The 21,525-nt window shown below is 41.0% G+C and carries 19 protein-coding genes; 9 read left to right on the top strand and 10 right to left on the bottom strand.

Annotated features, from left to right (window positions below; genetic code table 11):
• Positions 1-26: 26 nt before the first annotated feature.
• From F824_RS0122910 to F824_RS0122900, 3 genes are all read right to left on the bottom strand, one after another.
• On the bottom strand, positions 27-2,642 hold the full coding sequence (locus F824_RS0122910; RefSeq protein ID WP_019600281.1) for a DNA gyrase/topoisomerase IV subunit A: 2,616 nt from the start codon (positions 2,640-2,642) through the stop codon (positions 27-29).
• Between the two features lie 91 nt (positions 2,643-2,733).
• A complete protein-coding gene (locus tag F824_RS0122905; protein ID WP_019600280.1) occupies positions 2,734-4,635 on the bottom strand; it encodes a DNA topoisomerase IV subunit B in 1,902 nt (633 codons plus the stop codon).
• Between the two features lie 31 nt (positions 4,636-4,666).
• A complete protein-coding gene (locus tag F824_RS0122900) occupies positions 4,667-5,158 on the bottom strand; it encodes a hypothetical protein (protein WP_019600279.1) in 492 nt (163 codons plus the stop codon).
• Between the two features lie 122 nt (positions 5,159-5,280).
• Here F824_RS0122900 and F824_RS0122895 point away from each other — a divergent pair, with 122 nt between their 5' ends.
• Positions 5,281-6,531: a sterol desaturase family protein gene (locus F824_RS0122895; protein WP_026333877.1), complete on the top strand. Its 1,251-nt coding sequence runs from the start codon at positions 5,281-5,283 to the stop codon at positions 6,529-6,531.
• A complete protein-coding gene (locus F824_RS0122890; RefSeq protein ID WP_019600277.1) occupies positions 6,524-6,913 on the top strand; it encodes a hypothetical protein in 390 nt (129 codons plus the stop codon). The genes F824_RS0122895 and F824_RS0122890 overlap by 8 nt, the downstream gene beginning before the upstream one ends.
• On the opposite strand, the gene F824_RS0122885 is transcribed toward F824_RS0122890, so the two are convergent.
• Positions 6,903-7,829: an ROK family protein gene (locus tag F824_RS0122885; RefSeq protein WP_019600276.1), complete on the bottom strand. Its 927-nt coding sequence runs from the start codon at positions 7,827-7,829 to the stop codon at positions 6,903-6,905. The two genes, F824_RS0122890 and F824_RS0122885, sit on opposite strands and share 11 nt — an antisense overlap.
• 424 nt (positions 7,830-8,253) lie before the next feature.
• Here F824_RS0122885 and F824_RS0122880 point away from each other — a divergent pair, with 424 nt between their 5' ends.
• The gene (locus F824_RS0122880; protein ID WP_019600275.1) at positions 8,254-8,613 is read left to right on the top strand and encodes an arsenate reductase family protein; all 360 of its coding nucleotides are present in this window, start codon (positions 8,254-8,256) and stop codon (positions 8,611-8,613) included.
• On the opposite strand, the gene F824_RS0122875 is transcribed toward F824_RS0122880, so the two are convergent.
• On the bottom strand, positions 8,610-9,437 hold the full coding sequence (locus F824_RS0122875) for a CvfB family protein (RefSeq protein ID WP_019600274.1): 828 nt from the start codon (positions 9,435-9,437) through the stop codon (positions 8,610-8,612). The genes F824_RS0122880 and F824_RS0122875 overlap by 4 nt on opposite strands.
• Positions 9,438-9,589: 152 nt before the next feature.
• Here F824_RS0122875 and F824_RS0122870 point away from each other — a divergent pair, with 152 nt between their 5' ends.
• Positions 9,590-10,477, top strand: coding sequence for a 3-hydroxybutyryl-CoA dehydrogenase (locus F824_RS0122870; RefSeq protein WP_019600273.1), 888 nt, complete (start codon positions 9,590-9,592; stop codon positions 10,475-10,477).
• Between the two features lie 77 nt (positions 10,478-10,554).
• On the top strand, positions 10,555-11,172 hold the full coding sequence (locus F824_RS0122865) for a deoxynucleoside kinase (RefSeq protein ID WP_019600272.1): 618 nt from the start codon (positions 10,555-10,557) through the stop codon (positions 11,170-11,172).
• A gap of 42 nt (positions 11,173-11,214) precedes the next feature.
• On the opposite strand, the gene F824_RS0122860 is transcribed toward F824_RS0122865, so the two are convergent.
• From F824_RS0122860 to F824_RS0122845, 3 genes are all read right to left on the bottom strand, one after another.
• Positions 11,215-11,859 (bottom strand): DUF7255 family protein, encoded by a 645-nt coding sequence (locus tag F824_RS0122860; protein WP_019600271.1) that lies wholly within the window; start codon positions 11,857-11,859, stop codon positions 11,215-11,217.
• Between the two features lie 15 nt (positions 11,860-11,874).
• Positions 11,875-12,336, bottom strand: a complete 462-nt coding sequence (locus tag F824_RS0122855) for a DUF2452 domain-containing protein (protein ID WP_019600270.1) — start codon at positions 12,334-12,336, stop codon at positions 11,875-11,877.
• Between the two features lie 226 nt (positions 12,337-12,562).
• Complete coding sequence (locus F824_RS0122845; protein WP_019600268.1) at positions 12,563-13,138, bottom strand: rhomboid family intramembrane serine protease; 576 nt, start codon at positions 13,136-13,138, stop codon at positions 12,563-12,565.
• 115 nt (positions 13,139-13,253) lie between these two features.
• Between F824_RS0122845 and F824_RS0122840 the strand changes: the two genes are divergently transcribed.
• From F824_RS0122840 to ggt, 3 genes are all read left to right on the top strand, one after another.
• The gene (locus tag F824_RS0122840) at positions 13,254-13,586 is read left to right on the top strand and encodes a hypothetical protein (protein ID WP_019600267.1); all 333 of its coding nucleotides are present in this window, start codon (positions 13,254-13,256) and stop codon (positions 13,584-13,586) included.
• An 88-nt stretch (positions 13,587-13,674) separates the two neighbouring features.
• The gene (locus F824_RS0122835) at positions 13,675-16,035 is read left to right on the top strand and encodes a S9 family peptidase (RefSeq protein WP_019600266.1); all 2,361 of its coding nucleotides are present in this window, start codon (positions 13,675-13,677) and stop codon (positions 16,033-16,035) included.
• A 1-nt stretch (position 16,036) separates the two neighbouring features.
• Positions 16,037-17,752 (top strand): gamma-glutamyltransferase, encoded by a 1,716-nt coding sequence (ggt, locus tag F824_RS0122830; RefSeq protein ID WP_019600265.1) that lies wholly within the window; start codon positions 16,037-16,039, stop codon positions 17,750-17,752.
• Between the two features lie 124 nt (positions 17,753-17,876).
• Here ggt and F824_RS0122825 read toward each other — a convergent pair whose 3' ends face one another.
• Positions 17,877-19,271 (bottom strand): alpha/beta hydrolase, encoded by a 1,395-nt coding sequence (locus F824_RS0122825; RefSeq protein WP_019600264.1) that lies wholly within the window; start codon positions 19,269-19,271, stop codon positions 17,877-17,879.
• 186 nt (positions 19,272-19,457) lie between these two features.
• Between F824_RS0122825 and F824_RS0122820 the strand changes: the two genes are divergently transcribed.
• A complete protein-coding gene (locus tag F824_RS0122820) occupies positions 19,458-19,673 on the top strand; it encodes a DUF3820 family protein (protein WP_019600263.1) in 216 nt (71 codons plus the stop codon).
• 57 nt (positions 19,674-19,730) lie between these two features.
• Here F824_RS0122820 and F824_RS0122815 read toward each other — a convergent pair whose 3' ends face one another.
• On the bottom strand, positions 19,731-21,299 hold the full coding sequence (locus tag F824_RS0122815) for a S8 family peptidase (RefSeq protein WP_019600262.1): 1,569 nt from the start codon (positions 21,297-21,299) through the stop codon (positions 19,731-19,733).
• Between the last annotated feature and the right edge of the window lie 226 nt (positions 21,300-21,525).

The following is a 21,525-nucleotide window of genomic DNA, read 5'->3' as shown; positions in this document are numbered from 1 at the left end:
TACCAAATGTGAATTATGGATTTTTCTTAAAATAAATCCATCTGTTCATCATCCTCCTTTTTTATCTTCATCTCAACGGTCGTTCCAACTTCCAAATCATCACCTTCTTTGTCTGGATTTTCACTGCTGTTTTCTGGCTCTTCCTCCTTCACAGATTCCAATAAAGTCAATTCTTTGATTGGGAAACTGGAAAGTCTATTGCCAAGGGCTTTCCAACCTTTGACATCGATCAACATGTCCAAATCATACTCGTGCTCTTCAGTCTCATTCCCTTTTTCAAGGATGGCTTTCACCTGAGGTTGTTTTTCTGTGGAGATGATTTTGAGTTTGGATTGCTTGTGGTCTGATATGAAGTGGAATTTTTTATTGAGTGTAGTGGTCTCGATTTGAAAGCGTTTGACATAATAGGTCTTGCTGGCTCCATCAAAATAGACAGCTGATACTACTTTCTTTAAGTTGAATTTTTCAATCAACAACACTTCGGATGCTTCATACCTATTGGTGACCTCAAAGGTGGTCAATTCATATTCTCCATTTTTGTAGAAAACAAGGATCCGATCGTCCCCAAGAAAATTCCCAATCAATTTGCCTCTTTGGTCCGTATTCAGTCTGCCCACGGAAGAATCGTAATAGACATTCAATCCTCCAAGTGTGGAAACACCTTCCATTTTCCACTGAATTTTTCTCACAGGATAGCGGGTCAAAATATTCCCTCCCGCACTCCTGCCTTTTATTTCTATCGTACTGAAATCAAAGTCGAATACTTTTACCCTTGCTTTTGCTCCTTGTGTAAGATAAACCGTCACAATCTCCGCTTCTCCATTCGGATTGGGCGTCAAATACATGATTTTGGAGCCTTTGGTTCCTTTGGTAAGATCATATTCCCGATCGCGGGTCACCGCCAAAACCTGAAAACGTTTGACCATCGATTTGCCTGAACCTCCATCCAGATAAATCAAATTGTAAACCATGCGCTCATCACCTTTCCTGAAAATCGCGACATGGATGATGTCTTTTCCAAGGAATCCTTTTTCCTGTATTTTGGAAACCACACATTTGCCATCCCTACGGATCACGATCACATCGTCAAGGTCAGAACAATCACAAACGAACTCATCTTTTTTCAAGCCATAGCCGACAAAACCATCGGCTTTATTCACATAAAGCTTGGCATTGTTGGCGGCCACAAAAGTCGCTTGGATGGTGTCAAAGGTTCTTATTTCCGTTTTCCTCTCTCTTCCTTTTCCGTATTTTGCAATAAGGTTTTGATAATAATTGACAGCATATTCAGTCAGGTGCTTCAAGTTGTAATTGACCTCTTTCAATTCTTCCTCTAGCTTGCGCATCAATTCATCAGCCTTGAAAGCATCGAATTTTGAAATCCTCTTGATTCTTATCTCTGTCAATCGGACAATGTCCTCTGTGGTGATCTCTCTGTAAAAATTTGGTTTGAAAGGTTCAAGTCCCTTGTCGATCGTTTGGATAACAGATTCCCATGTTTCGCACTCCTCTATGTCGCGATAAATCCTGTTTTCGATGAATATTTTTTCCAGTGAAGAAAAGAGCAATTTTTCCAACAACTCCCCTTTTCGGATTTCCAACTCCCTTTTCAGGAGAGCTTTGGTTTGCTTGGTGTTGTATTCCAAGATTTTGTTGACACTCAAAAACACCGGTCTGTCTTCGATGATCACACAGGCATTTGGAGAGATGCTCACTTCACAGTCCGTGAAGGCATACAAGGCATCAATGGTCATGTCTGGGGATTGACCCGGTGCCAATTGGATCTGGATTTCTACATCCTTCGCCGTATTGTCAACCACTTTTTTGATTTTGATCTTTCCCTTATCATTTGCTTTGATGATGGATTCAATCAAAGTATTGGTTGTAACACCAAATGGTATATCCTTGATCAATAAGGTTTTATTATCTCCCTCTTCGATCCTGGCGCGAACCTTAATCCGGCCACCGCGAAGTCCTTCGTTGTATTCCGTGAAATCCGCGAGTCCTCCGGTTGGGAAATCCGGTTGGATATTTGTTTTTTCTCCTTTCAGGATTTGGATGGATCCCTCGATCAATTCGATGAAGTTATGTGGTAGGATTTTGGTGGAAAGACCTACTGCGATCCCTTCAACTCCCTGCGCCAATAAAAGCGGGAATTTTACCGGAAGTGTGACCGGTTCTTTCTTTCTTCCATCATAAGAAAGCTGCCAGTCTGTCGTTTGTGCATTGAAGACTACTTCAAGGGCAAATTTGGAAAGCCTTGCTTCTATGTAACGGGAAGCCGCTGCACCATCACCAGTTCTGATATCTCCCCAGTTTCCTTGGGTTTCTATCAAAAGTTCCTTTTGACCTAGGTTGACAATCGCATCCCCGATCGATGCGTCACCATGGGGATGGTATTGCATCGATTGGCCAATGATGTTGGCCACCTTGTTGAATCGGCCATCATCCATCTCCTTCATTGCGTGGAGAATCCTGCATTGGACCGGTTTAAGACCGTCCTCAATCGCTGGAACGGCCCTTTCCAAGATCACATAAGATGCATAATCCAAAAACCAGTCTTTGTACATTCCGGTTACCGGAATGGATTCATGTAAGGTTCCTTCTGACTCTGGATTGTTAATATTACTATCTTCACTCATTTACAAAATATTGATTTTGGTACACAGAGCGTACAAGTGGGTATTCAAGTTTAATTGTTTAATTACTGAATAAAATCAGCCATCATCAAGTTTACGCAGCTTCAGATTCTTCTTCTTCATCATCCTTTTGGGCTGGATCATCAAAAACAATGTCCTTTTCAATTTTAAGATTCGCAATGATGAAATTCTGCCTGTCGGGTGTGTTTTTGCCCATGTAGAAATTGAGCAATTCACTGATTTTGGTTTCCTTGCTCAGGATAATCGGCTCCAAGCGGATGTCTTCGCCTATAAATCCTCCGAATTCCCCAGGGGAAATCTCTCCCAAACCTTTAAATCTGGTGATTTCAGCATTTTTCCCCAATTTATGGATCGCCCTCTGTCGCTCTTCGTCGGTATAGCAATAGATGGTTTCTTTTTTATTCCTTACCCGGAACAATGGTGTATCGAGAATATACAAATGTCCGTTTTTGACCAAGTCTGGGAAAAACTGAAGGAAATAGGTCATGATCAGCAGCCTGATATGCATCCCATCCACGTCGGCATCGGTGGCGATTACAATTTTCCTGTATCTAAGGTTTTCTATACCATCTTCTATATTCAGTGCATGTTGAAGAAGATTGAATTCTTCGTTTTCATAAACCACCTTTTTGGTCATCCCATAGCAATTGAGCGGTTTTCCCCTCAGGGAAAATACTGCCTGCGTCTGGACATTTCGGGATTTGGTAATTGATCCTGAGGCAGAATCTCCTTCGGTCAAGAAAAGCATGGTTTGGTTTTTCAATTCCTCATCCGCCTTCGGATCATCATAATGAGCCCTGCAATCCCTTAGTTTTTTATTATGAAGGTTTGCTTTTTTAGCCCTTTCATTGGCCAATTTCTTGATGCCGGATATTTCCTTTCTTTCGCGCTCCGATTGCAGAATCCGTTTCAACAAAGCATCTGCAACCGCCGGGTTTTTGTGCAGGTAATTGTCAAGTTCGGTTTTGATGAAATCGTTGACAAAGGTTCTGAGTGTCGGTCCGTCCGGGCCGATGGTCTGGGAACCCAATTTAGTTTTGGTCTGGGATTCAAAAACCGGCTCCACTACCCTTACGGCGATGGCTGCTACGACTCCTTGCCTGATATCGGATGCATCATAGTCTTTTTTATAAAACTCGCGAATGGTCTTTACCAAAGCTTCCCTGAATGCCGCAAGGTGTGTACCCCCTTGTGTTGTATATTGTCCATTCACGAAGGAATAGTATTCCTCTCCGTATTGGTTGGAATGGGTAAGGGCAAGTTCGATGTCATTTCCTTTGAGGTGAATAACCGGATACCGAATGGAATCCTCGTCCACTTTTCTCATCAAAAGATCATAAAGTCCTTTTTCCGAGAAAAACTTCTTGCCATTATAATTAATGGTCAATCCTGCATTTAGGAAAGCGTAATTCCAGATTTGGTTTTCCAGGTATTCAGGAATGAAATGGTAATTCTTGAAAACAGTGGGGTCCGGTGTAAAGATGATTTTGGTACCATTTCTTTCGGAGGTCTTGTCGATGGGTTTTTCCATGGTCAAATTTCCGGTTTCAAATTCCGCTACTTTGGTTTCTCCGTCACGATAAGATTGTACTTTGAAATAACCGGAAAGGGCATTGACGGCTTTTGTACCAACTCCGTTCAGACCAACGGATTTTTGAAATGCTCCAGAATCGTATTTTCCTCCGGTATTGATCTTGGACACACAGTCGATCACTTTCCCAAGGGGAATCCCACGACCATAATCCCTAACTTCCACTTTGTGGTCAGAGATTTTGATTTCAATGGTGCGCCCATATCCCATCATGTGCTCATCGATACTATTATCCAGAATCTCTTTGACCAAAACATAGATACCATCGTCCTGAGCACTCCCATCCCCAAGTTTTCCGATATACATCCCAGGTCTCATCCGGATATGTTCTCTCCAATCAAGGGACTTAATGCTGTCTTCGGTATATTGAAAGTTTTCTGCCATTTATTGAAATTGATTTATAAAGTCTTGATAATTATTTAACTTGGACTGATTTGAATTTTTCCAATAAAATCCAAAACAAGGCGATGATCCAAACTACAAAAAATACGGGTATCAGATAAAAGAAAAAGCTGAATTCTGACATGCTGATTTCATTTTGGTGGTTGAGGCTTTTGATAAAAAGCAGCATAATGGCCAAACAAACATTGATGATTCCAGCGAAACTATATATCCAAATCAGCATCCGATCCCTTGCAGGATCTCCGACTGGAAACAATCTTTTGATATTTTTGGTGCTTTGGTTCTCCACCATTTTGCCAGGAAAAATGATCAAAACGTTTAGGACCACAAAAAAAATGATCCCGGTATAGAAGAAACTTTCCTTGGAAACTTGTTTTAAAACAGTCCCTTGGTCGTCTATCGCATAGGCCACTTGTTCTGAAAGGGAAGCATAAATGAATAAGAAAGAGAAAATAAATAACAGTACCGAGAAGAAATGAAATACTTTACCGAATCGAAAATGCATGTTTGATTAAATTTAAGCCGCTAATATAAAGATTTAAGATTATAGAAATGCGAAACTGTTTTTTCCTTTATTTAGTTTTTATTTAGGATGCAATCATCAAAAACCCAAATACCTGATATCCAATGAACCTTAGTCCTGTAGTGATCGCCATTCCCATTTATTTTCTACTGATGGGCATTGAATTGATCGTTTTGCGATTTCAAGAGAACCCAAGTTACCGGTTGAATGACGCGATTACCAACATCAATCTTGGAGTGATGTCTCAAGTAACGGGTGTTTTTATCAAGGTGTTGTCCATTGGCGTATATACTTTGGTTTTTGAAAACTTTGCCCTGATGCAGATCCAGAGCAACATCTGGACTTTCCTGCTTCTTTTTTTCCTCTACGATTTCTGTTATTATTGGGCCCACCGAATGAGCCATGAAATCAATTTGTTTTGGGGCGGACATGTCGTCCACCATTCCAGCGAGGAGTACAATTTATCCGTGGCCTTGAGACAAAGTTCGACGCAAACCCTTTGGACATTTTTCTTTTATCTGCCATTGGCATTGATTGGATTTGATCCCATTTCTTTGGTTCTGGTCTCTGGGCTAAACTTGTTGTACCAATTTTGGATTCACACGGAGGCCATTGACAGAATGGGGTTTTTGGAGAAATTCATGAACACTCCCTCCCATCATAGGGTGCACCATGGCAGAAACCCCAAATATATCGACAAAAACCACGGAGGAACTTTTATCCTCTTCGATAAATGGTTTGGGACTTTCAAGGAAGAAGAGGAAAGACCGACTTATGGTATTACCACGCCTGTAAAAAGTTGGAATCCAGTCTGGGTAAATATTTCCCACTACTCCAGTATGAAAGAGGAATTGGGCCAAATACACAATTGGAAGGATCGCATCAGATACCTTTTCAAAAAGCCGGGCTGGCTTCCAGATTATTTGGGAGGATATCGGGCGCCTAAGGAAGTAGAACCCAACTACGAAAAATTCACCACCACAATGCCCAACCCACTCAACTATTATGTGTTTTTCCAATATGTTTTGTTGATGGGTTTGACGGCATTCTTTCTTTTCAATTTGGATACATTTGGCATCCTGTCAAAGATCCTGATTTCAGGATTGATCGTATGGAGCACGGTCAGTTTCTCGGGAATATTTGAACAAAGTAAGTGGTACCATGTTCAGGAAGTGCTGAGAATTACAATTTTCTCCCTGTTCATTTGGTACGTTGGCGGTGAAATGCTCTCTGAAAATATAATGTGGATTGTACTTTCCGTTTATGCTTTCGTCTCGTACTTTTGGCTTTGGTTAAATCTCAATACCGTGAAAAAATTTCAGGCCCAAATTCAAAACAATACTCAGAATGCATAAAATTTTGATCTCCGCATTCAGCGTTGCGCTTATTTTCCAATTCACTTCCTGTACATCCAAAGTAGAAGCTGGCAAAATCAATATTGAAAATTGGAAGAATGACAGATATGGATGCAAAGGGCTTCGCATCCAGGATATCGAAGAATTCAGAAAAATAAAAAATGATTTTTTGGGCATCAACAACCAAGAGTTGATCAAAACCTTTGGGAGACCAGACCGTGTGGAATTGTTTGACAAAAGCCAAAGTTTCTTCTACTATTTTCTGGAACCTTCCAATGAATGTACAGGGGTGGAAAATGAAAAAGAACCCCTAAAGGTTCTTTTTCGAATGAATGCGATCAGTAAAGTCAGCGAAGTGACCATCACCAACCTTAATCCATAAAACACAAAGCTGCGGCACCCAAAGTACCGGCATTGTTGTCCAAGGTGGCTTTTTTCAATTTAAGATCTTTTACATAATATGGGGTCAGATATTGCCTGACGGTTTTGTCCAAAGAAGGCATCATAAATTCCAAACCTGCAGAAATCCCACCTCCAAAATAAACCTCTGTTACATCCAAAATCCTGATGGTGGAAACGATAGCTTCTCCTAGGATTCTTCCAACTTCCTCAAAAACCATCAAGGAAACCTTATTCCCTGCTTTTGCGGTATCCACAAGTAAATGGGTCCCAAGCTCTTTGTTGGTCAAATCATCGCCCGCGAGAACAGGGTAAGCTTGGATCAAACGTTCCAGAATTCTTAAAATCCCATCCCTACCGATCAACTTCTCCAAACCGGCATTTCCGTGCGAAAGCATGTGTCCCATTTCCATGGCATTGCCTCTGGAACCTTTGAATATTTCACCATCCAGAATCAATCCACTGCCAATGCCTGTACCCATGGTAATGAAAAGGAAATTGTCGGATGGATTTTCTTTACCGTATCTGAATTCACCAAGCGCTGCTGCAGCTGCGTCGTTTTCCAAATAAAATTTTATATCTGGATATTTTTCCAGAAGTCCCTTCTTGAGATTAAAACCGTTGAGTGCCGGTATCGCCGGAATCTCAAGTGTTGTCGTCCTGTTTTTGGAAATCAGCCCTGGAAGTCCAATCCCAACTTTCCTGACTTCGGGATATTTTTTGAGGTATTTTGCCAATCCATTGATAAAACAGGCGTTAAAGCCCTCTGGATTTTCTCTGTACGGGGTCGTGTCTTCTTTGTCGAAGGAAATGATATCTCCCTGGCGGTTTACCAATCCGATTTTTAGATGGGTTCCCCCTACGTCTACTCCCAAAAAATGCTCTTCTTGTTTATTCATGGCTATCTTCAATAGGTTTAAAAGCCTAAAATAGTGAAGAGATTGCTTTACATCCTAAAAAACTTTTATAAAGTATTTGAATTTTTAATTGACAGGGTAAATTCAAGGTTATAGGGATTAAAAAAGCATTGATTTTCAGGTCCTTTTGTGATTTCCGAATGAATTGGTTGACAAAAAACAATTTTGAAGGGTTAATTCCTGAAATTACCTGAAACCGGTACAACAGCTATTTTGCCTGTCGCATTTTCAACTGAAACCTAATAATCGGTTTACACCCATTCGCTTTTCTCAAAAATCAACACAACATCCTGTTTGTAAAACCTAATTTTTTAATATTAAAATATGGTTTATTCACAAAATATCAGCAATTTATTTTGTGAATAAGATAAAAACCGCTATATTAAACTACCTAACACTATGAATTATGAAAATGCACCCCAATGAATTGTTTTTCTATTTCAACCCCAGCAATCCGGTGGACAAGCAAACCCGGGCTTATGCGCAGGTAGTTGCCACCCATATCAATGAAATAAATATGGAAAAGGAAAAAATAACCACGACGGGATGGTTGTCTATACTGGATAAACTGAATCTACGGCCCAAAGATCTTCTGAATCGGGCACATCCGGATTATCAAACCCACATTGCAGGAAAAACCTGGGATGACGAAGGCTGGTTGAATATATTGATCAGATTTTCTTATCTGATCAAGGCGCCCATCGCCATCAAAAAAAATAAAGCGGTATTGTGTATAAGCCCAAACGATGTATTGAAACTGGACTAAACCAGTTCAATCCCTTCGTCTGTGATCTTTATTTTTTTAGCACTGTACAATTGACCTATTGACTGTTTGAAATGTTTTTTACTCATTCCCAACAACTCTTTGATGGCATCAGGGGATGATTTATCGTGAAGGGGCAAGAATTTCTGCACTTTTAAGACTTCCAGGATTTTTTCCGCCCCTTCTTCATACTTTTCCCTTCCAATGGGCTGAATCTGAAGATCCAACTTCCCATCTTCCCTACGTTTTTTGACAAATGCCTTTATTTTTTCACCGACTTCAATCTTCTGAAAAACCTCATTTTTAAAAATCAATCCTTCAAAATTGTTTTCAATCAATGCCTTGAAACCCAAATCTGTTTCGTCAAAAATCCAAGCTTCCACTTCTTGACCAGCCTGAAAACCTTGGGTATCGGTGATGATAAAATCCTCGTATTTGGAGACACCAATCAACCGGTTGGTTTGAAAATCCTTACAAACCCGAACCAGGTAATGGTTTCCCTTTTCCATTGGTTTCGCCATTTCGGCCATTGGCACAAAAAGATCTTTCATCAATCCCCAATCCATGAAGGCTCCGAATTTCGTGATTTCCTTGGCTTCCATGACGGCAAATTCATCCACCAATGCTATTGGTCGGTTGGTGACCGCTACAGGCCTGTCCTCACTGTCTGTGTACACAAACACTTCGATTTCTTGCCCTTCTTTTTCATCCCCTTTCAGGTAACTTTTTGGTAAAAGCAGTTCATCTCCATTGTGAAGCGCCAAGTATGCACCATTTGCCGTGAACCTATTGATCAATAATTGATTGATTTTCCCCAATTCTTCCATGCTACAAAGGTAACTAAATTACTTGAAGTAGGAATTGGATTTCCTTGCGAATCAAATTAGATTTGACGTTCCAAACAACGGTGAACCCCAGCCTTCAATTAGGTATGCTGCCGACGTTCCCTTAAGACCATAAATATAAACCCCAATATCATATGAAAAACATTGCAGTGATTGGCTCCGGTACCATGGGAAATGGCATCGCCCATCTTTTTTCCCAGCATGGCTTTCAGGTAGCCTTGATAGACATTAATCAGGCTGCTTTAGACAAAGCCATGATTATCATAGGTAAAAACTTCGACCGCCAAATCGGTAAGGGAATATTGACAGAGGAGGACAAGGTCCAAGGCTTGAACAATATTCAAACCTTCACCGAAATGGGCCAAGGGGTAAAAAATGCAGATCTTGTTATAGAAGCGGCCACAGAAAATGTTGCCGTCAAATTGGAGATTTTCAAACAATTGGACAGTCTTTGCCCAGCTGACACCATATTGTCCTCCAATACTTCCTCCATTTCTATCACCAAAATCGCGGCGGCCACCAAAAGAGCGAAACGTGTCATTGGCATGCACTTCATGAACCCTGTGCCGATAATGAAACTGATAGAAGTCATCAGAGGTTATGCGACTTCTGATGCCGTGACAATGGAGATCATGGAGCTTTCCAAAACCATCGGAAAAAGCCCCGTGGAGGTAAACGATTACCCAGGCTTCGTTGCCAACAGAATCTTGATGCCGATGATCAATGAAGCCATCTACACTTTATATGAGGGGGTAGCGGGAATTGAGGAAATCGATACCGTGATGAAACTCGGAATGGCGCATCCTATGGGGCCATTACAATTAGCGGATTTTATTGGCCTTGATGTTTGTTTATCCATAATGAAGGTCCTTCAGGATGGCTTTGGCAATCCAAAATATGCTCCATGCCCACTCTTGGTCAATATGGTAGCTGCGGATTTTAAAGGAGTCAAAACAGGTGAAGGTTTTTACAAATACACTGCGGGTAGCAAGGAATTGGTCGTTTCAGAGAGATTTAAATAAATTCATCAAATAAAACCGTAAGATTTTGTTCGGTTTAGTAACCGAACAAAATCTTACGGTTCATCTCATCAAAAAAAATGCATATAGCGGTTTCGGGAAATATCGGAAGTGGCAAAACAACATTGACGGAAAAGTTGGCCAGACACTATGGTTGGAAGGCTGAGTTTGAAGCAGTGGACAACAATCCCTATTTGGCGGACTTTTACGAGGACATGAAGCGTTGGTCCTTCCATCTTCAGGTGTATTTCCTCAACAGTAGATTCAATCAAATCACTAAAATTAGGCAAAGTGAAATTTCGGTGATCCAAGACAGGACCATCTATGAGGATGCCTATATATTTGCCGCAAACCTTCATAAATCAAAGTTGATATCAGAAAGGGATTATGAAAATTACTTGAGCCTGTTCAATTCCATGATAAATTTGGTGAAAGCGCCCGACCTTTTGATTTATCTGAAAGCAGATATTCCAAAATTGGTGGGTCAAATCGAAAAACGTGGTCGCGAGTACGAAAACTCAATCCGAATAGATTACTTAAAAAATCTCAATACCCATTATGAGGACTGGATTGGGAGTTATGACAAAGGTAAACTTCTGATCGTGGATGTGAATGACCTTGATTTTGTTGCCAATCCAGAGGATTTTTCAGCCATTGTGGGAAGGGTGGATGTAGAAATCCACGGTTTGTTTTCCTGATTGAAATGGAATAAAGGATCTTTTGAGAATTCGAGAGATCCTTTATTCCATTTTTCTCAAAAGCCAATTGGAAATCGCCTTGTGGTTTTCCTCTTTGGGATTTAGTAGAAGTCCGTCTATTTGTTTTAGGCTTCCTCCGGTCATGATGTTTTCGTAAACCGATATTCTGATCAATTTATATCCATGCAGCCTTGACATCAGATCATACTGGGCATCATTGTATGCATTCAGCTTCCAACCCGGAGACCCATTCCCGGAAAGATCTCCGAATTCCTCCCCTTTCCCAAAAACTTTTGCAGCGATAGGTGGACCATTCCAAATTCTTTCCTGCAAACCCACTTTTAGACATTCTCTTTCGAAGGTCCTACATTGCCTTTTGTATGCATCGGCCCAATAAAAAGAAAATACATCATAAATACCTGTTTTCAAAGTACTTAACCTGTACCTGTTAAAATGGACTTCATCATCATAAAGAAATAAAAATCGATTGATTTTAAAATCGAATTTGAGAGAATCCAATAAAATGGGTTGTCCTTCACCTCCCAAAGCAGCAAAAGCTTCTGACAAAAGAATTTCTCCCTTACCCTTCAAAAACTCAGGGTTAACCTGAAAAATGAAGGCTTCTTCCAATTCTACGGCTGCCTCCTCAAGTATTTGAATGAGATGATTTACTTTTAAATTGTGCACGATTTTTAACTTTGTTTATTCCCCTTTTCGGATGATGTCCCAGGTATGATCCGCCAGCAAATTGACTTCTGCAATGAAGGTGGCAAAACTCCCCTTCCTCCCCCATTCTTCAGGTGCAATCATACTCATAAAATCTGATCCATCTTCTTTTTCATAAAGGAAGTAATGATGGTTGATCAAGGGTTCAAACCCAATCGAGGCTTGATAGATTCTTTCGGAAACTTCCAACCGCTTTTGAATAAGTTTTGCTTGGTCTGCCAAAAGCTGCATTTGTTGGTAAATCTGGGACATTTGCATATCCGTCTGTGAATGCATCGCAGATACAGCCCTTCCGGTTATTTTGCCCTTGTCCTCTGGTCTAATGATCGCACTGCCCGCTTGGTGCGCGTAGGGAAGAAGTCCCGGATTATCGGTGGTCTTCTCCTTCATTTTCTCCAGATCAAAGTTACTGATATCAATCTTGTTTCGGTTCTTCATTTTTTTTGATACTATCGGTGGGTACAATTCTTTCTTTCAGGTTTCCCTTTGATCCAGGAAAGGTGGTTCGGGAAGAAATATCAATTCCAATAATCACCATGGCTATCATGAAGAGAACCGCTATTATTAAAAAGATAAGTTTTTTCCTATTCATAAGCATTGTCAGATTAACATCAATGTATCCAATTCGGTTTTATTTTGGCAAAAATAGTTCAAACAATCGTGTTTAAAAACTACTAATTTTTCGTTTTCTGCTGACTTGAAAAGCTGAAACAATCCCGACCGCAGTCCCCGCCAAATGAGACTCCCATGAAATTTTTTTGTCTGTGGGGAGTACGCCATAGATAATGCCGCCATATAGAAAAATAGTGATAAAGGAGATAATTATTGATTTCACGGTCCCCCTAAAAATCCCCAAGGAGATCATGAAGAAGGCCAAACCATAAACCAAACCACTCGCCCCGATATGAAAATAGGGTCTGCCAGCAAACCAAACGATCAAATTTGTAAAAAGATAACACTGGAGGATTACCCGATCGGCTACTTTATCATAAAAAAAATACAAACTTGTCCCCAATACCAGAAAAGGAATCAAATTCGAAATGAGATGCAAAACATTGCCATGAATAAGTGGCGAGAACAGAACGCCGTGCAAAAATTTGATTTTCATCGGGAAAATACCCAAAAATGCCAGATCAATTCTAAACACTTCTTGAACTAAAAACAAAAGAACTATAAGCACTCCAAATCGGAAAGGCACAAAGAAACTTTCCCCCATCCTTTTCCCCAAAGTCATTTTCATAAACAGGTAATCCTAATTTAAAAAAAAATGTTTTTAATTTTAATCTAATTGTAAGTAATTTACTTTATTATTACTTTAAGTTTTTAACTCTCCAAAAGAACAATTACGACATTTTATGTATCAATTGATAAATCCGCAAATTATTTTTCAGTATTTCGGTGATGATGATGAGGAGATGCTTAGAGAGATGATTCAAATCATCCTTGACACCAATTTCAACGATCTGAAGCATTTGGAACAGTATTATGTTTCAGGGGATTTGGCAATGGTGAAAAAAAAGTGTCATAAATCCAAACCGAGTATGAGTTATGTGGGAGCCATGAAAACCAGAAAACTTCTGGAAGAGATTGAAGCTGACCTTGAAAATTCCCATCCAAAATACCTTGAATTGCTTAAGGATTTGGATATTTTGGATGCAGAACTCAATTCCTTTTTGAAAAATCTTTGACTACACAAAATTAAAATTTACCACCTATAATTTATTTCCAGTCAAAGTCCGATTTTTCCGATAATTTTCGGAAAAATCGGACTTTGATATGAAAAAACTGCATACCTCCATTCTCTTTCTTTTCTTTTTTGTTAACCTGTCAATTGCACAAAACAAGCTGACAGTAGAGAAGATCATGCAAGATCCCAAGTGGATGGGCACTTTCCCATCAAACCTGGATTGGGATGCCCAAGGGCAATTGATTTATTTCAACTACAACAAAAATCAGGATCCTTCGGATTCACTGTATAAAATCAGCCTCAATCAAACCTCCCAAATCACAAAAGTCGGATTGAAAGAACAACTTGAGATTATTCCCAATAATGCCTCAGACAACATTTCCAAAACCAAAAAACTTTTTTCGAAAAGTGATGAATTGTTCCTTTATGAATCCGCATTAAACAAAAAAAAGAGTTTGCTTTTATTTGGAGACCGGATTTCCAATCCAAGGTTTTTGAAAGATGAAAACCGCATCGCATTTGAATCCAAAAACAACCTTTACGTTTTTGATATCCCCTCCGGCAAGATCCAAAAAGTCACCAATATCCAAATCGGCGTCGATCCCGAATCCAAGGAAAAGAAAGCCAGCCAAAAAGAGGAATGGCTGAAAGAAGATAATTTAAGATTACTCGGTGTCATTAAAGATAGGGAAGATAAAAAAGCACAAACAAAGGCGTATCGAGAAGCAACAGAAGAAAAAAAACCTAAGCCTTTCTTCACGGGTACAAAACAGATATCCAACCTACAATTGTCTCCTGACGAGAAATTCGTCACTTTTTCATTGATCACGCGTTCGGAGAACAAAAGAACAGACGTTCCTGATTACACTGAGGTGACCGGTTACACCACCAACATCGCTGCAAGAACGAAAGTGGGTGACGACCCGGTGAAAGTTGAATTGGGTATTTATAATTTGACCACCGACAGTGTAATGATGGTATCGGCGGATAACCTTCCCGGCATCAAGGATCTGCCCGACTATGTCAAGGATTACCCTGAAAAGAAATGGGAGGAAAAAGACCGGAAAATCATTCCTTCCAGCCCTGTTTTTTCAAATGATGGCAAGAATGCAATTATCAATATCCGCTCTTTTGACAACAAGGACAGATGGATATCCCTCTTGGATTTATCAACAGGGACACTTAAAACGTTGGATAGACAGAGAGATGAGGCCTGGGTAGGCGGTCCTGGCGTGGGCTCCAGTTTTGGCGGTGGCACCTTGGGTTGGCTATCCGACAACAAACACATCTATTTCCAATCCGAGGAAACAGGATTTTCCCACCTTTATCTTTTGGACATCACATCAGGGACAAAAAAAGCCCTGACAGCTGGAAATTACGAAGTTTTCAACCCCTTCATTTCAAAAGATGGTAAATCTTGGTATTTGACCAGTTCTGAAGTCCATCCTGGAGAAAGGCATTTTTATAAGATGCCATTGATGGGTGGGAAAATGGAGAAATTGACCAGCATGACTGGAAACAACGACGTCACACTTTCCCCTGACGAAAAACAATTGGCGATACTTTTTTCATCCAGCAACCAACCTTGGGAATTGTATCTTCAAGCAAATTCTTCCAAGGCAAAGGCAAAACAATTGACCGACGGGCAAAGCAATGCATTCAAAGAATATCCTTGGAGAGAGTCTTCCCTGATCCACTTTGATGCTGCAGATGGCGCCAAAGTCCCAGCGAGACTTTACACTCCCGATGCGAGCAATAACAATGGCGCAGCCGTTATTTTCGTTCATGGTGCCGGATACCTTCAAAATGTCCACAAGTGGTGGTCGAGTTATTTTAGGGAATACATGTTCCACAATTTGCTGACGGATTTGGGATACACGGTTTTGGACATTGACTATCGTGGGTCTGCAGGATATGGCAGAGATTGGCGAACGGCCATATACCGTCATATGGGTGGAAAAGACCTATCAGATCAGGTCGATGGGGCAAAATATTTAATGGCCCAGCATGGCGTAAACGCCGGGAGCATCGGGATTTATGGAGGCAGTTATGGGGGCTTCATCACATTGATGGCGCTTTTTAATGCCTCTGAGACCTTCACATCAGGTGGTGCCTTGCGTTCTGTTACAGATTGGGCACACTACAATCACGGTTATACATCGAATATCCTCAATGAGCCTTTCAATGATCCCATTGCTTATGAAAGATCTTCCCCTATCAACTTCGCCGAAGGCTTGAAAGGCAATCTGCTGATTGCGCACGGGATGTTGGATGTCAATGTGCATTTTCAGGATGTGGTTCGGTTGGCCCAAAGACTCATTGAATTGGAAAAAGACAATTGGGAAATGGCAGTTTATCCAGTTGAGGACCATGGATTTGTGGAGCCCAGCAGTTGGACGGATGAATACAAGCGAATACTGAAATTATTCAATGAAACACTTTTGAAATAACATGAAAAACTTCAAGCCGAATTTTTCTCAGTTTCCGATATTCTTGGGATTTCTTTTTCTGTTTTTCTCCTGTGGGGAAAAAAAAGACAATGTCTCCGAGGAAAATGGATTGGTCGCAGCCAAAGCGATGGTTGTATCGGCCCGTAAAGAGGCCTCAGAAATAGGGATTGAAATCCTTCGACAAGGAGGGAATGCCTTTGATGCGATGGTGGCGACCGAGTTGGCATTGGCTGTTGCATATCCATTTGCGGGAAATTTGGGTGGCGGAGGCTTTATGGTTTACCGGATGTCAGATGGAGAAATAGGTTCCATTGATTATCGGGAAAAAGCCCCATTGGCCGCTACAAGGGATATGTATTTGGATGAAAATGGCGACGTGATCCCTGGCAAAAGCACACATGGCGCAATGGCTGTTGGTATACCGGGAACCATCGCAGGGGTTTTTGAAGTGCACCGAAAATTTGGATCATTGCCGATTGAGGTCATCCTTGCTCCCGTCATTGAATTGGCAAAAAAAGGAGTGATTGTCACTGAAAAGCAAGAGAGAAGATTGGCTGGAAGTCGGGCGGATATCATCAAAGTCAGCGGAGAAAACACCCTTTTTGCTGCGACTTACCAAGTGAACGATACCATAAAATATCCAGCATTGGCAGAAACCCTGATGCGGATATCCAAAGGTGGAAGAGATGAGTTTTATAAAGGGGAAACCGCAAAACGACTCGTCCAATTTTTGGAGGAAAACGGCGGAATTATCACATTGGAGGATCTTGCCAGCTATGAAGCCAAATGGAGAACCCCACTTACCTTCCCCTATAAAGGATATAAAATAATCTCCATGGCACCCCCCAGTAGCGGAGGCGTCACTTTGGGGCAAATTATGGGAATGGTAGAAAAATTTGATTTGGCTCAATTGGGACATAATTCACTGCCATTCATCCAGGTACTGACTGAAGCAGAAAGAAGGGCCTACGCCGACAGAAATTATTATTTGGGAGATCCCGATTTTGTGGAAATCCCTGTTGGGAAGTTGATGGAGAAGGATTATTTAAATGCAAGGATGCAATCTTTCTCCTTCGATAAAGCCACTTTGTCATCGGAATTGGCACAGGGTGAAATCCAATTCCAAGAAAGTGATGAAACTACCCATTACTCCATCGTTGACCCTTTTGGAAATGCTGTTTCAATCACGACAACACTCAATGGCGCATACGGATCTAAATTGTACTGTGATGATTTGGGTTTTTTCCTCAACAATGAGATGGATGATTTCAGCTCCAAAACCGGTGTTCCCAATATGTTTGGACTTATCGGTGCCGAAGCCAATGCAATAGAGCCTGGAAAAAGAATGCTCAGTTCCATGACCCCTACCTTGGTGGAAAAAGAAGGAAAACTTTTCATGGTAGTGGGAACTCCTGGAGGGTCCACCATTATCACAGCCGTATTGCAAACAATCTTGAACGTGGTCGAATTCGATATGGGCATGCAGCAAGCCGTCAACGCACCGCGATTCCACCACCAGTGGTTACCGGATAATGTGACCTTTGAGCCTCAGGGATTCTCTGATGAGCTGCTTAAGGAATTGGAGAAAAAAGGGTATTTGATCAATAAAAACAATACGCCAATCATCGGGAAAGTCGATGCCATTCTTGTTTTGCCAAACGGTAAATTGGAAGGTGGAGCTGATAAGCGAGGCGACGATACAGCTATTGGCTTTTGATTGTTCTGTTCAAAAAAAAATGGATCCCGATGGGAATACGCCCACTTGGGATCCATTTTTTTAAGTACAACCGAGGTAAAAAAATCTAAGGGCTGGTCTTGTTTATGATTTTTATTTCTTAGCCTTATCGTTTCAAAATAAATGCGGCAATATCCCGCAAAACTTCCTCACTGATAGATTCTTCTATCTGGCTGTATTCACTTACAGCGCCCGTTTTTGCAGTTTGGAAAAGATGGTTCATTTCTGGATAAACTTTTAAATGGAGCAACTCACTTTTCTCCTCAAAAAGTGAGTTCAACAAATTGCCGTTTTCGGCAGCATTTACCTGAAGATCCTTTCCACCAAAGGCGGCAAATACAGGAATATTTATTTTTGAAATGGCTATTTCTGGTTTGGTTTTGAGAAAATTGATGAGCCAAGGGCTGATATTGGGCTCATAAGCTTTCAAGAGAGCTTCCTTTTGCTGGCTTTTGGTTTCATCTGAAAGTTCTTGATTTGCCAACGATTCCTCAATCAAGCCTGTCAGTTTTGATTTTGCTTCCGCTTCGCTGTTGCTCATTTTCAACAATTCATAAAAAGACGCATTAAAAGAAACCTGTTGATCGACGAAGGTTTTTGACAAACCGGAAGAACGTGCGATGTCTTTGGTCTGTTTGACCATCAAATCGGAAATGGGTACCACGGGTGCGGCCAAGGCTACAAGGAAATTGGGTGAGATTGCACCTGCACCAATTTCCCAAGCGATCATGCCCCCTTCAGAATGGCCAATCACTCCAATTTTGGTTTGATCCACAAATGGAAATTTGCTGAGATGATCCAAAGCACTTTCTGCATCCTTTTGGAAATCTATGGAAGTTGCTGTTGCAAAATCTCCCTCTGAGGTGGCAACACCCCTTTCATCATACCTGAAAACAACAATTCCCTGACTGGTCAGGTAATCCGCTACCACCCAAAATGGTTTATGTCCTAAAATTTCCTGGTTTCTATCTTGTGGGCCTGAACCTGAAATCAAAATAACAGCAGGAAAAGGCCCATCCCCTCTTGGTTTAGTGATTGTCCCTTCCAGCTTAATCCCAGCACTAAGGTTTTCAAAAGTGGTTTCTTCCAAATCGTAATCAAAAGGTGCGATTGGAGTTTGTGGTCGTTTTGGTACTTCATCCACAGCATCTACAGATAATTTTTGGAGATCGAGGGGGAAATTCATTCCATTTTGGGTAAATTTTCCCTTGATCAATTCGGAAGTTAGAATTCCTTCATAAGATATCCCACCAGCGGCAATTTCCAAGTTCAATAAAATCCCTTCAAAAAGGACTTTGGAAAGTTTAATTCCCTTAGCTCCCTGATTTGGACTATCCATTGTTCCGGCCCATTCCCCGCCCTCCTTTTGAAAGTTAAATACCAATGGCAGCTTTTGCCCCATTACATCTAATTCCCCTTTCCAGCTTCCAGCCAGTTCCTGGCCAAGACTGGGTTGCAGTGAGATATAAAGTACATAAAGTATGAATATTGATTTTTTCATGGACACTTGGTGTTGGAGGATTGATACTTAATTGTTTTTTGAATGTTATTCAATTTATTTCCAACCCTCAAGATATTGGTTTCTTATCAAAAAAACACTTAATGACGGTTTGTAATGACTAAAAGTTTAAAGTGTCAATGCGCAGGTGAAAAATTTTACCTTAGATAAAAACATCTACATTTGGGAATGGATAAAGAAATTCTGATGGATTTGGTGACCAAAAAGATGCCTTTTGGAAAATATAAAGGAAAACTCCTCTGTGATGTTCCTGAAGATTATTTGGTTTGGATGAACAAAAAAGGTTTCCCGGAGGGAAAACTTGGGATGTGGCTAAGTACACTTTATGAAATCCGTTTGAACGGTCTTGAGGATATCCTGTATCAACTGAAAAAAATGCGTTAAAAAAGAGCCGTTCAGAATTTCCGAACGGCTCTCATTTGCTCTTAATTGAAATTGGTATTAATAGTTTAAAGTCAATGCATTGGAACAAGTTCCCGTTCCAGCTTCACAAACTTTATAGGTGACGGAACCGCCTCCTTTTAAGCCTGTGTTATCTGTATATTGACCGGTTGCACTGGAAATGGTCGCAACTTTTACAGAACCTCTGTAAATGTCCACATTAGCAGAACTTGCTCCATTCCATTTCAAATTGGCAGTAAACAAACCCTTAATCTTAGCGCCTGAACCTGAAAGTACAATACTAGCTGGTTCTGGATCCACTGGATCCACAATTGGACCGCCGTTATTGTTTCCTTCTCCCAGAGAATACAGGAGATGATTTTTAGCAGTGCTGGAGTTCGTGACGATTCCTTGGGTAGCGGTAGCAGAAATAAAATCATAAACTGCCTGCACACCTGCAGTAGTATTCGCCTCTAAATAAAGCGCTGCAACCCCTGCTACGTGAGGAGATGCCATACTTGTACCGCTAATGGTGCTGAGTGCGGTATTACTGGTATACCAAGCAGAAGTTATTCCAGCACCAGGGGCAAAAATATCTACACAGCTACCGTAATTTGACCATGAGGTTTTTCCATCTGTTGTAGTAGTGGCACCGACAGTATAGGCCTTAGGGGCTCTTGCGGGGGAATAATTACAGGCAGGTTGCTCTCTTCCACGACTGTCTCCATTTCCCGCAGCAACAATTACAGGAATACCGGCATCATACATTCTCCCCACTGCATCGTCTATAGTTTGGCTAGCACCACCTCCAAGAGACATGTTGGCCACACTTAACTTGTTGCTTCCATTTGAGGCTACCCAGTCCATTCCGGCTACTACCCCGCTCCAGGATCCTGATCCATTACAATCCAGTACCCTGACCGCTACCAACGAGACTCCTTTGGCTACGCCATAAATTGTCCCGCCAACAGTACCTGCAACATGACTCCCATGACCGTTGCAGTCCTCTCCATTACCTCCGAAGGCATCAAACCCTGAGGCTTGTGCCCTTACACCAAAATCAACATGGTCACGTTTAATGCCAGTATCGATGATATAAGCAGTAACACCAGAACCTGTTGTTTTGTATTCGTAATTTGCATTCAAAGGCAATGCCCGCTGGTCTATCCTATCCAAACCCCAAGTTGCATTGGATTGGGTTGTTGTTGTACTGGCATAGGCATAGCCATCCTGTTCGATATAGCTCACGGCCGGATCCTGCTCCATTGCCTCTAGTTGTCGGGAGGTCAACTCAACAGAAAATCCGGTAAGCAGGTTACCATAAACGCGATCTATTTTTTGTTCGGAGACATTGTATCGGGCTGCCAGATCATTGGAAACAATCCTCATGCCCGCCTGTACATCTTCATAACTGTCAGTTTTCCTGAAATTTAGCTGAAGATTATCTTCCTGAAGGACCACGATAAATTTTCCGGGTATAAAACCCTGCTCCTTTATCAAGGACACATTCTCCATTTCTGCGATTGTCTGATCTTCGCCAAGTTCCTGACAGGAGCTAGCGATAATGGTAAAACCAAAAAGGAACAAGCCAAATTGTTTTCCGATAGATTGGTAATTTTTCTTTTGCATAAATTTTATTTAGTGGTTTGTAATGTTGCCTAATGAATGAAAATTGATGACTCAACTTAAGATTTTAATTCTTTAATAAAAAGAATTATTGAAAATAATATAGATAAAATTTGGTTTTATTACTGAATAACCATATAAACAGGTATAAATGATATTTTTATGTATATAAAAAGTTTTTCGGGTTAATAAATGTCACAAAGTTGCAAAAGAAATAGCATAAACAAGA

This window comes from Rhodonellum psychrophilum GCM71 = DSM 17998, assembly GCF_000381545.1.
Lineage (GTDB): Bacteria > Bacteroidota > Bacteroidia > Cytophagales > Cyclobacteriaceae > Rhodonellum > Rhodonellum psychrophilum.
Note: the sequence above shows the minus strand (reverse complement) of the source record. Positions and strands in the feature narration are given on the sequence as shown.

Excerpts from the sequence above, each read along its gene's own strand:
- ggt (WP_019600265.1), top strand. The coding sequence starts at position 16,037 with ATGAAAAACTTCAAGCCGAATTTTTCTCAGTTTCCGATATTCTTGGGA.
- F824_RS0122815 (WP_019600262.1), bottom strand. The coding sequence starts at position 21,299 with ATGCAAAAGAAAAATTACCAATCTATCGGAAAACAATTTGGCTTGTTC.
- F824_RS0122845 (WP_019600268.1), bottom strand. The coding sequence starts at position 13,138 with ATGAAAATGACTTTGGGGAAAAGGATGGGGGAAAGTTTCTTTGTGCCT.
- F824_RS0122825 (WP_019600264.1), bottom strand. The coding sequence starts at position 19,271 with ATGAAAAAATCAATATTCATACTTTATGTACTTTATATCTCACTGCAA.
- F824_RS0122855 (WP_019600270.1), bottom strand. The coding sequence starts at position 12,336 with ATGAAGAACCGAAACAAGATTGATATCAGTAACTTTGATCTGGAGAAA.
- F824_RS0122895 (WP_026333877.1), top strand. The coding sequence starts at position 5,281 with ATGAACCTTAGTCCTGTAGTGATCGCCATTCCCATTTATTTTCTACTG.
- F824_RS0122905 (WP_019600280.1), bottom strand. The coding sequence starts at position 4,635 with ATGGCAGAAAACTTTCAATATACCGAAGACAGCATTAAGTCCCTTGAT.
- F824_RS0122820 (WP_019600263.1), top strand. The coding sequence starts at position 19,458 with ATGGATAAAGAAATTCTGATGGATTTGGTGACCAAAAAGATGCCTTTT.
- F824_RS0122885 (WP_019600276.1), bottom strand. The coding sequence starts at position 7,829 with ATGAATAAACAAGAAGAGCATTTTTTGGGAGTAGACGTAGGGGGAACC.
- F824_RS0122875 (WP_019600274.1), bottom strand. The coding sequence starts at position 9,437 with ATGGAAGAATTGGGGAAAATCAATCAATTATTGATCAATAGGTTCACG.
- F824_RS0122840 (WP_019600267.1), top strand. The coding sequence starts at position 13,254 with ATGTATCAATTGATAAATCCGCAAATTATTTTTCAGTATTTCGGTGAT.
- F824_RS0122910 (WP_019600281.1), bottom strand. The coding sequence starts at position 2,642 with ATGAGTGAAGATAGTAATATTAACAATCCAGAGTCAGAAGGAACCTTA.
- F824_RS0122865 (WP_019600272.1), top strand. The coding sequence starts at position 10,555 with ATGCATATAGCGGTTTCGGGAAATATCGGAAGTGGCAAAACAACATTG.
- F824_RS0122900 (WP_019600279.1), bottom strand. The coding sequence starts at position 5,158 with ATGCATTTTCGATTCGGTAAAGTATTTCATTTCTTCTCGGTACTGTTA.
- F824_RS0122890 (WP_019600277.1), top strand. The coding sequence starts at position 6,524 with ATGCATAAAATTTTGATCTCCGCATTCAGCGTTGCGCTTATTTTCCAA.
- F824_RS0122880 (WP_019600275.1), top strand. The coding sequence starts at position 8,254 with ATGAAAATGCACCCCAATGAATTGTTTTTCTATTTCAACCCCAGCAAT.
- F824_RS0122870 (WP_019600273.1), top strand. The coding sequence starts at position 9,590 with ATGAAAAACATTGCAGTGATTGGCTCCGGTACCATGGGAAATGGCATC.
- F824_RS0122835 (WP_019600266.1), top strand. The coding sequence starts at position 13,675 with ATGAAAAAACTGCATACCTCCATTCTCTTTCTTTTCTTTTTTGTTAAC.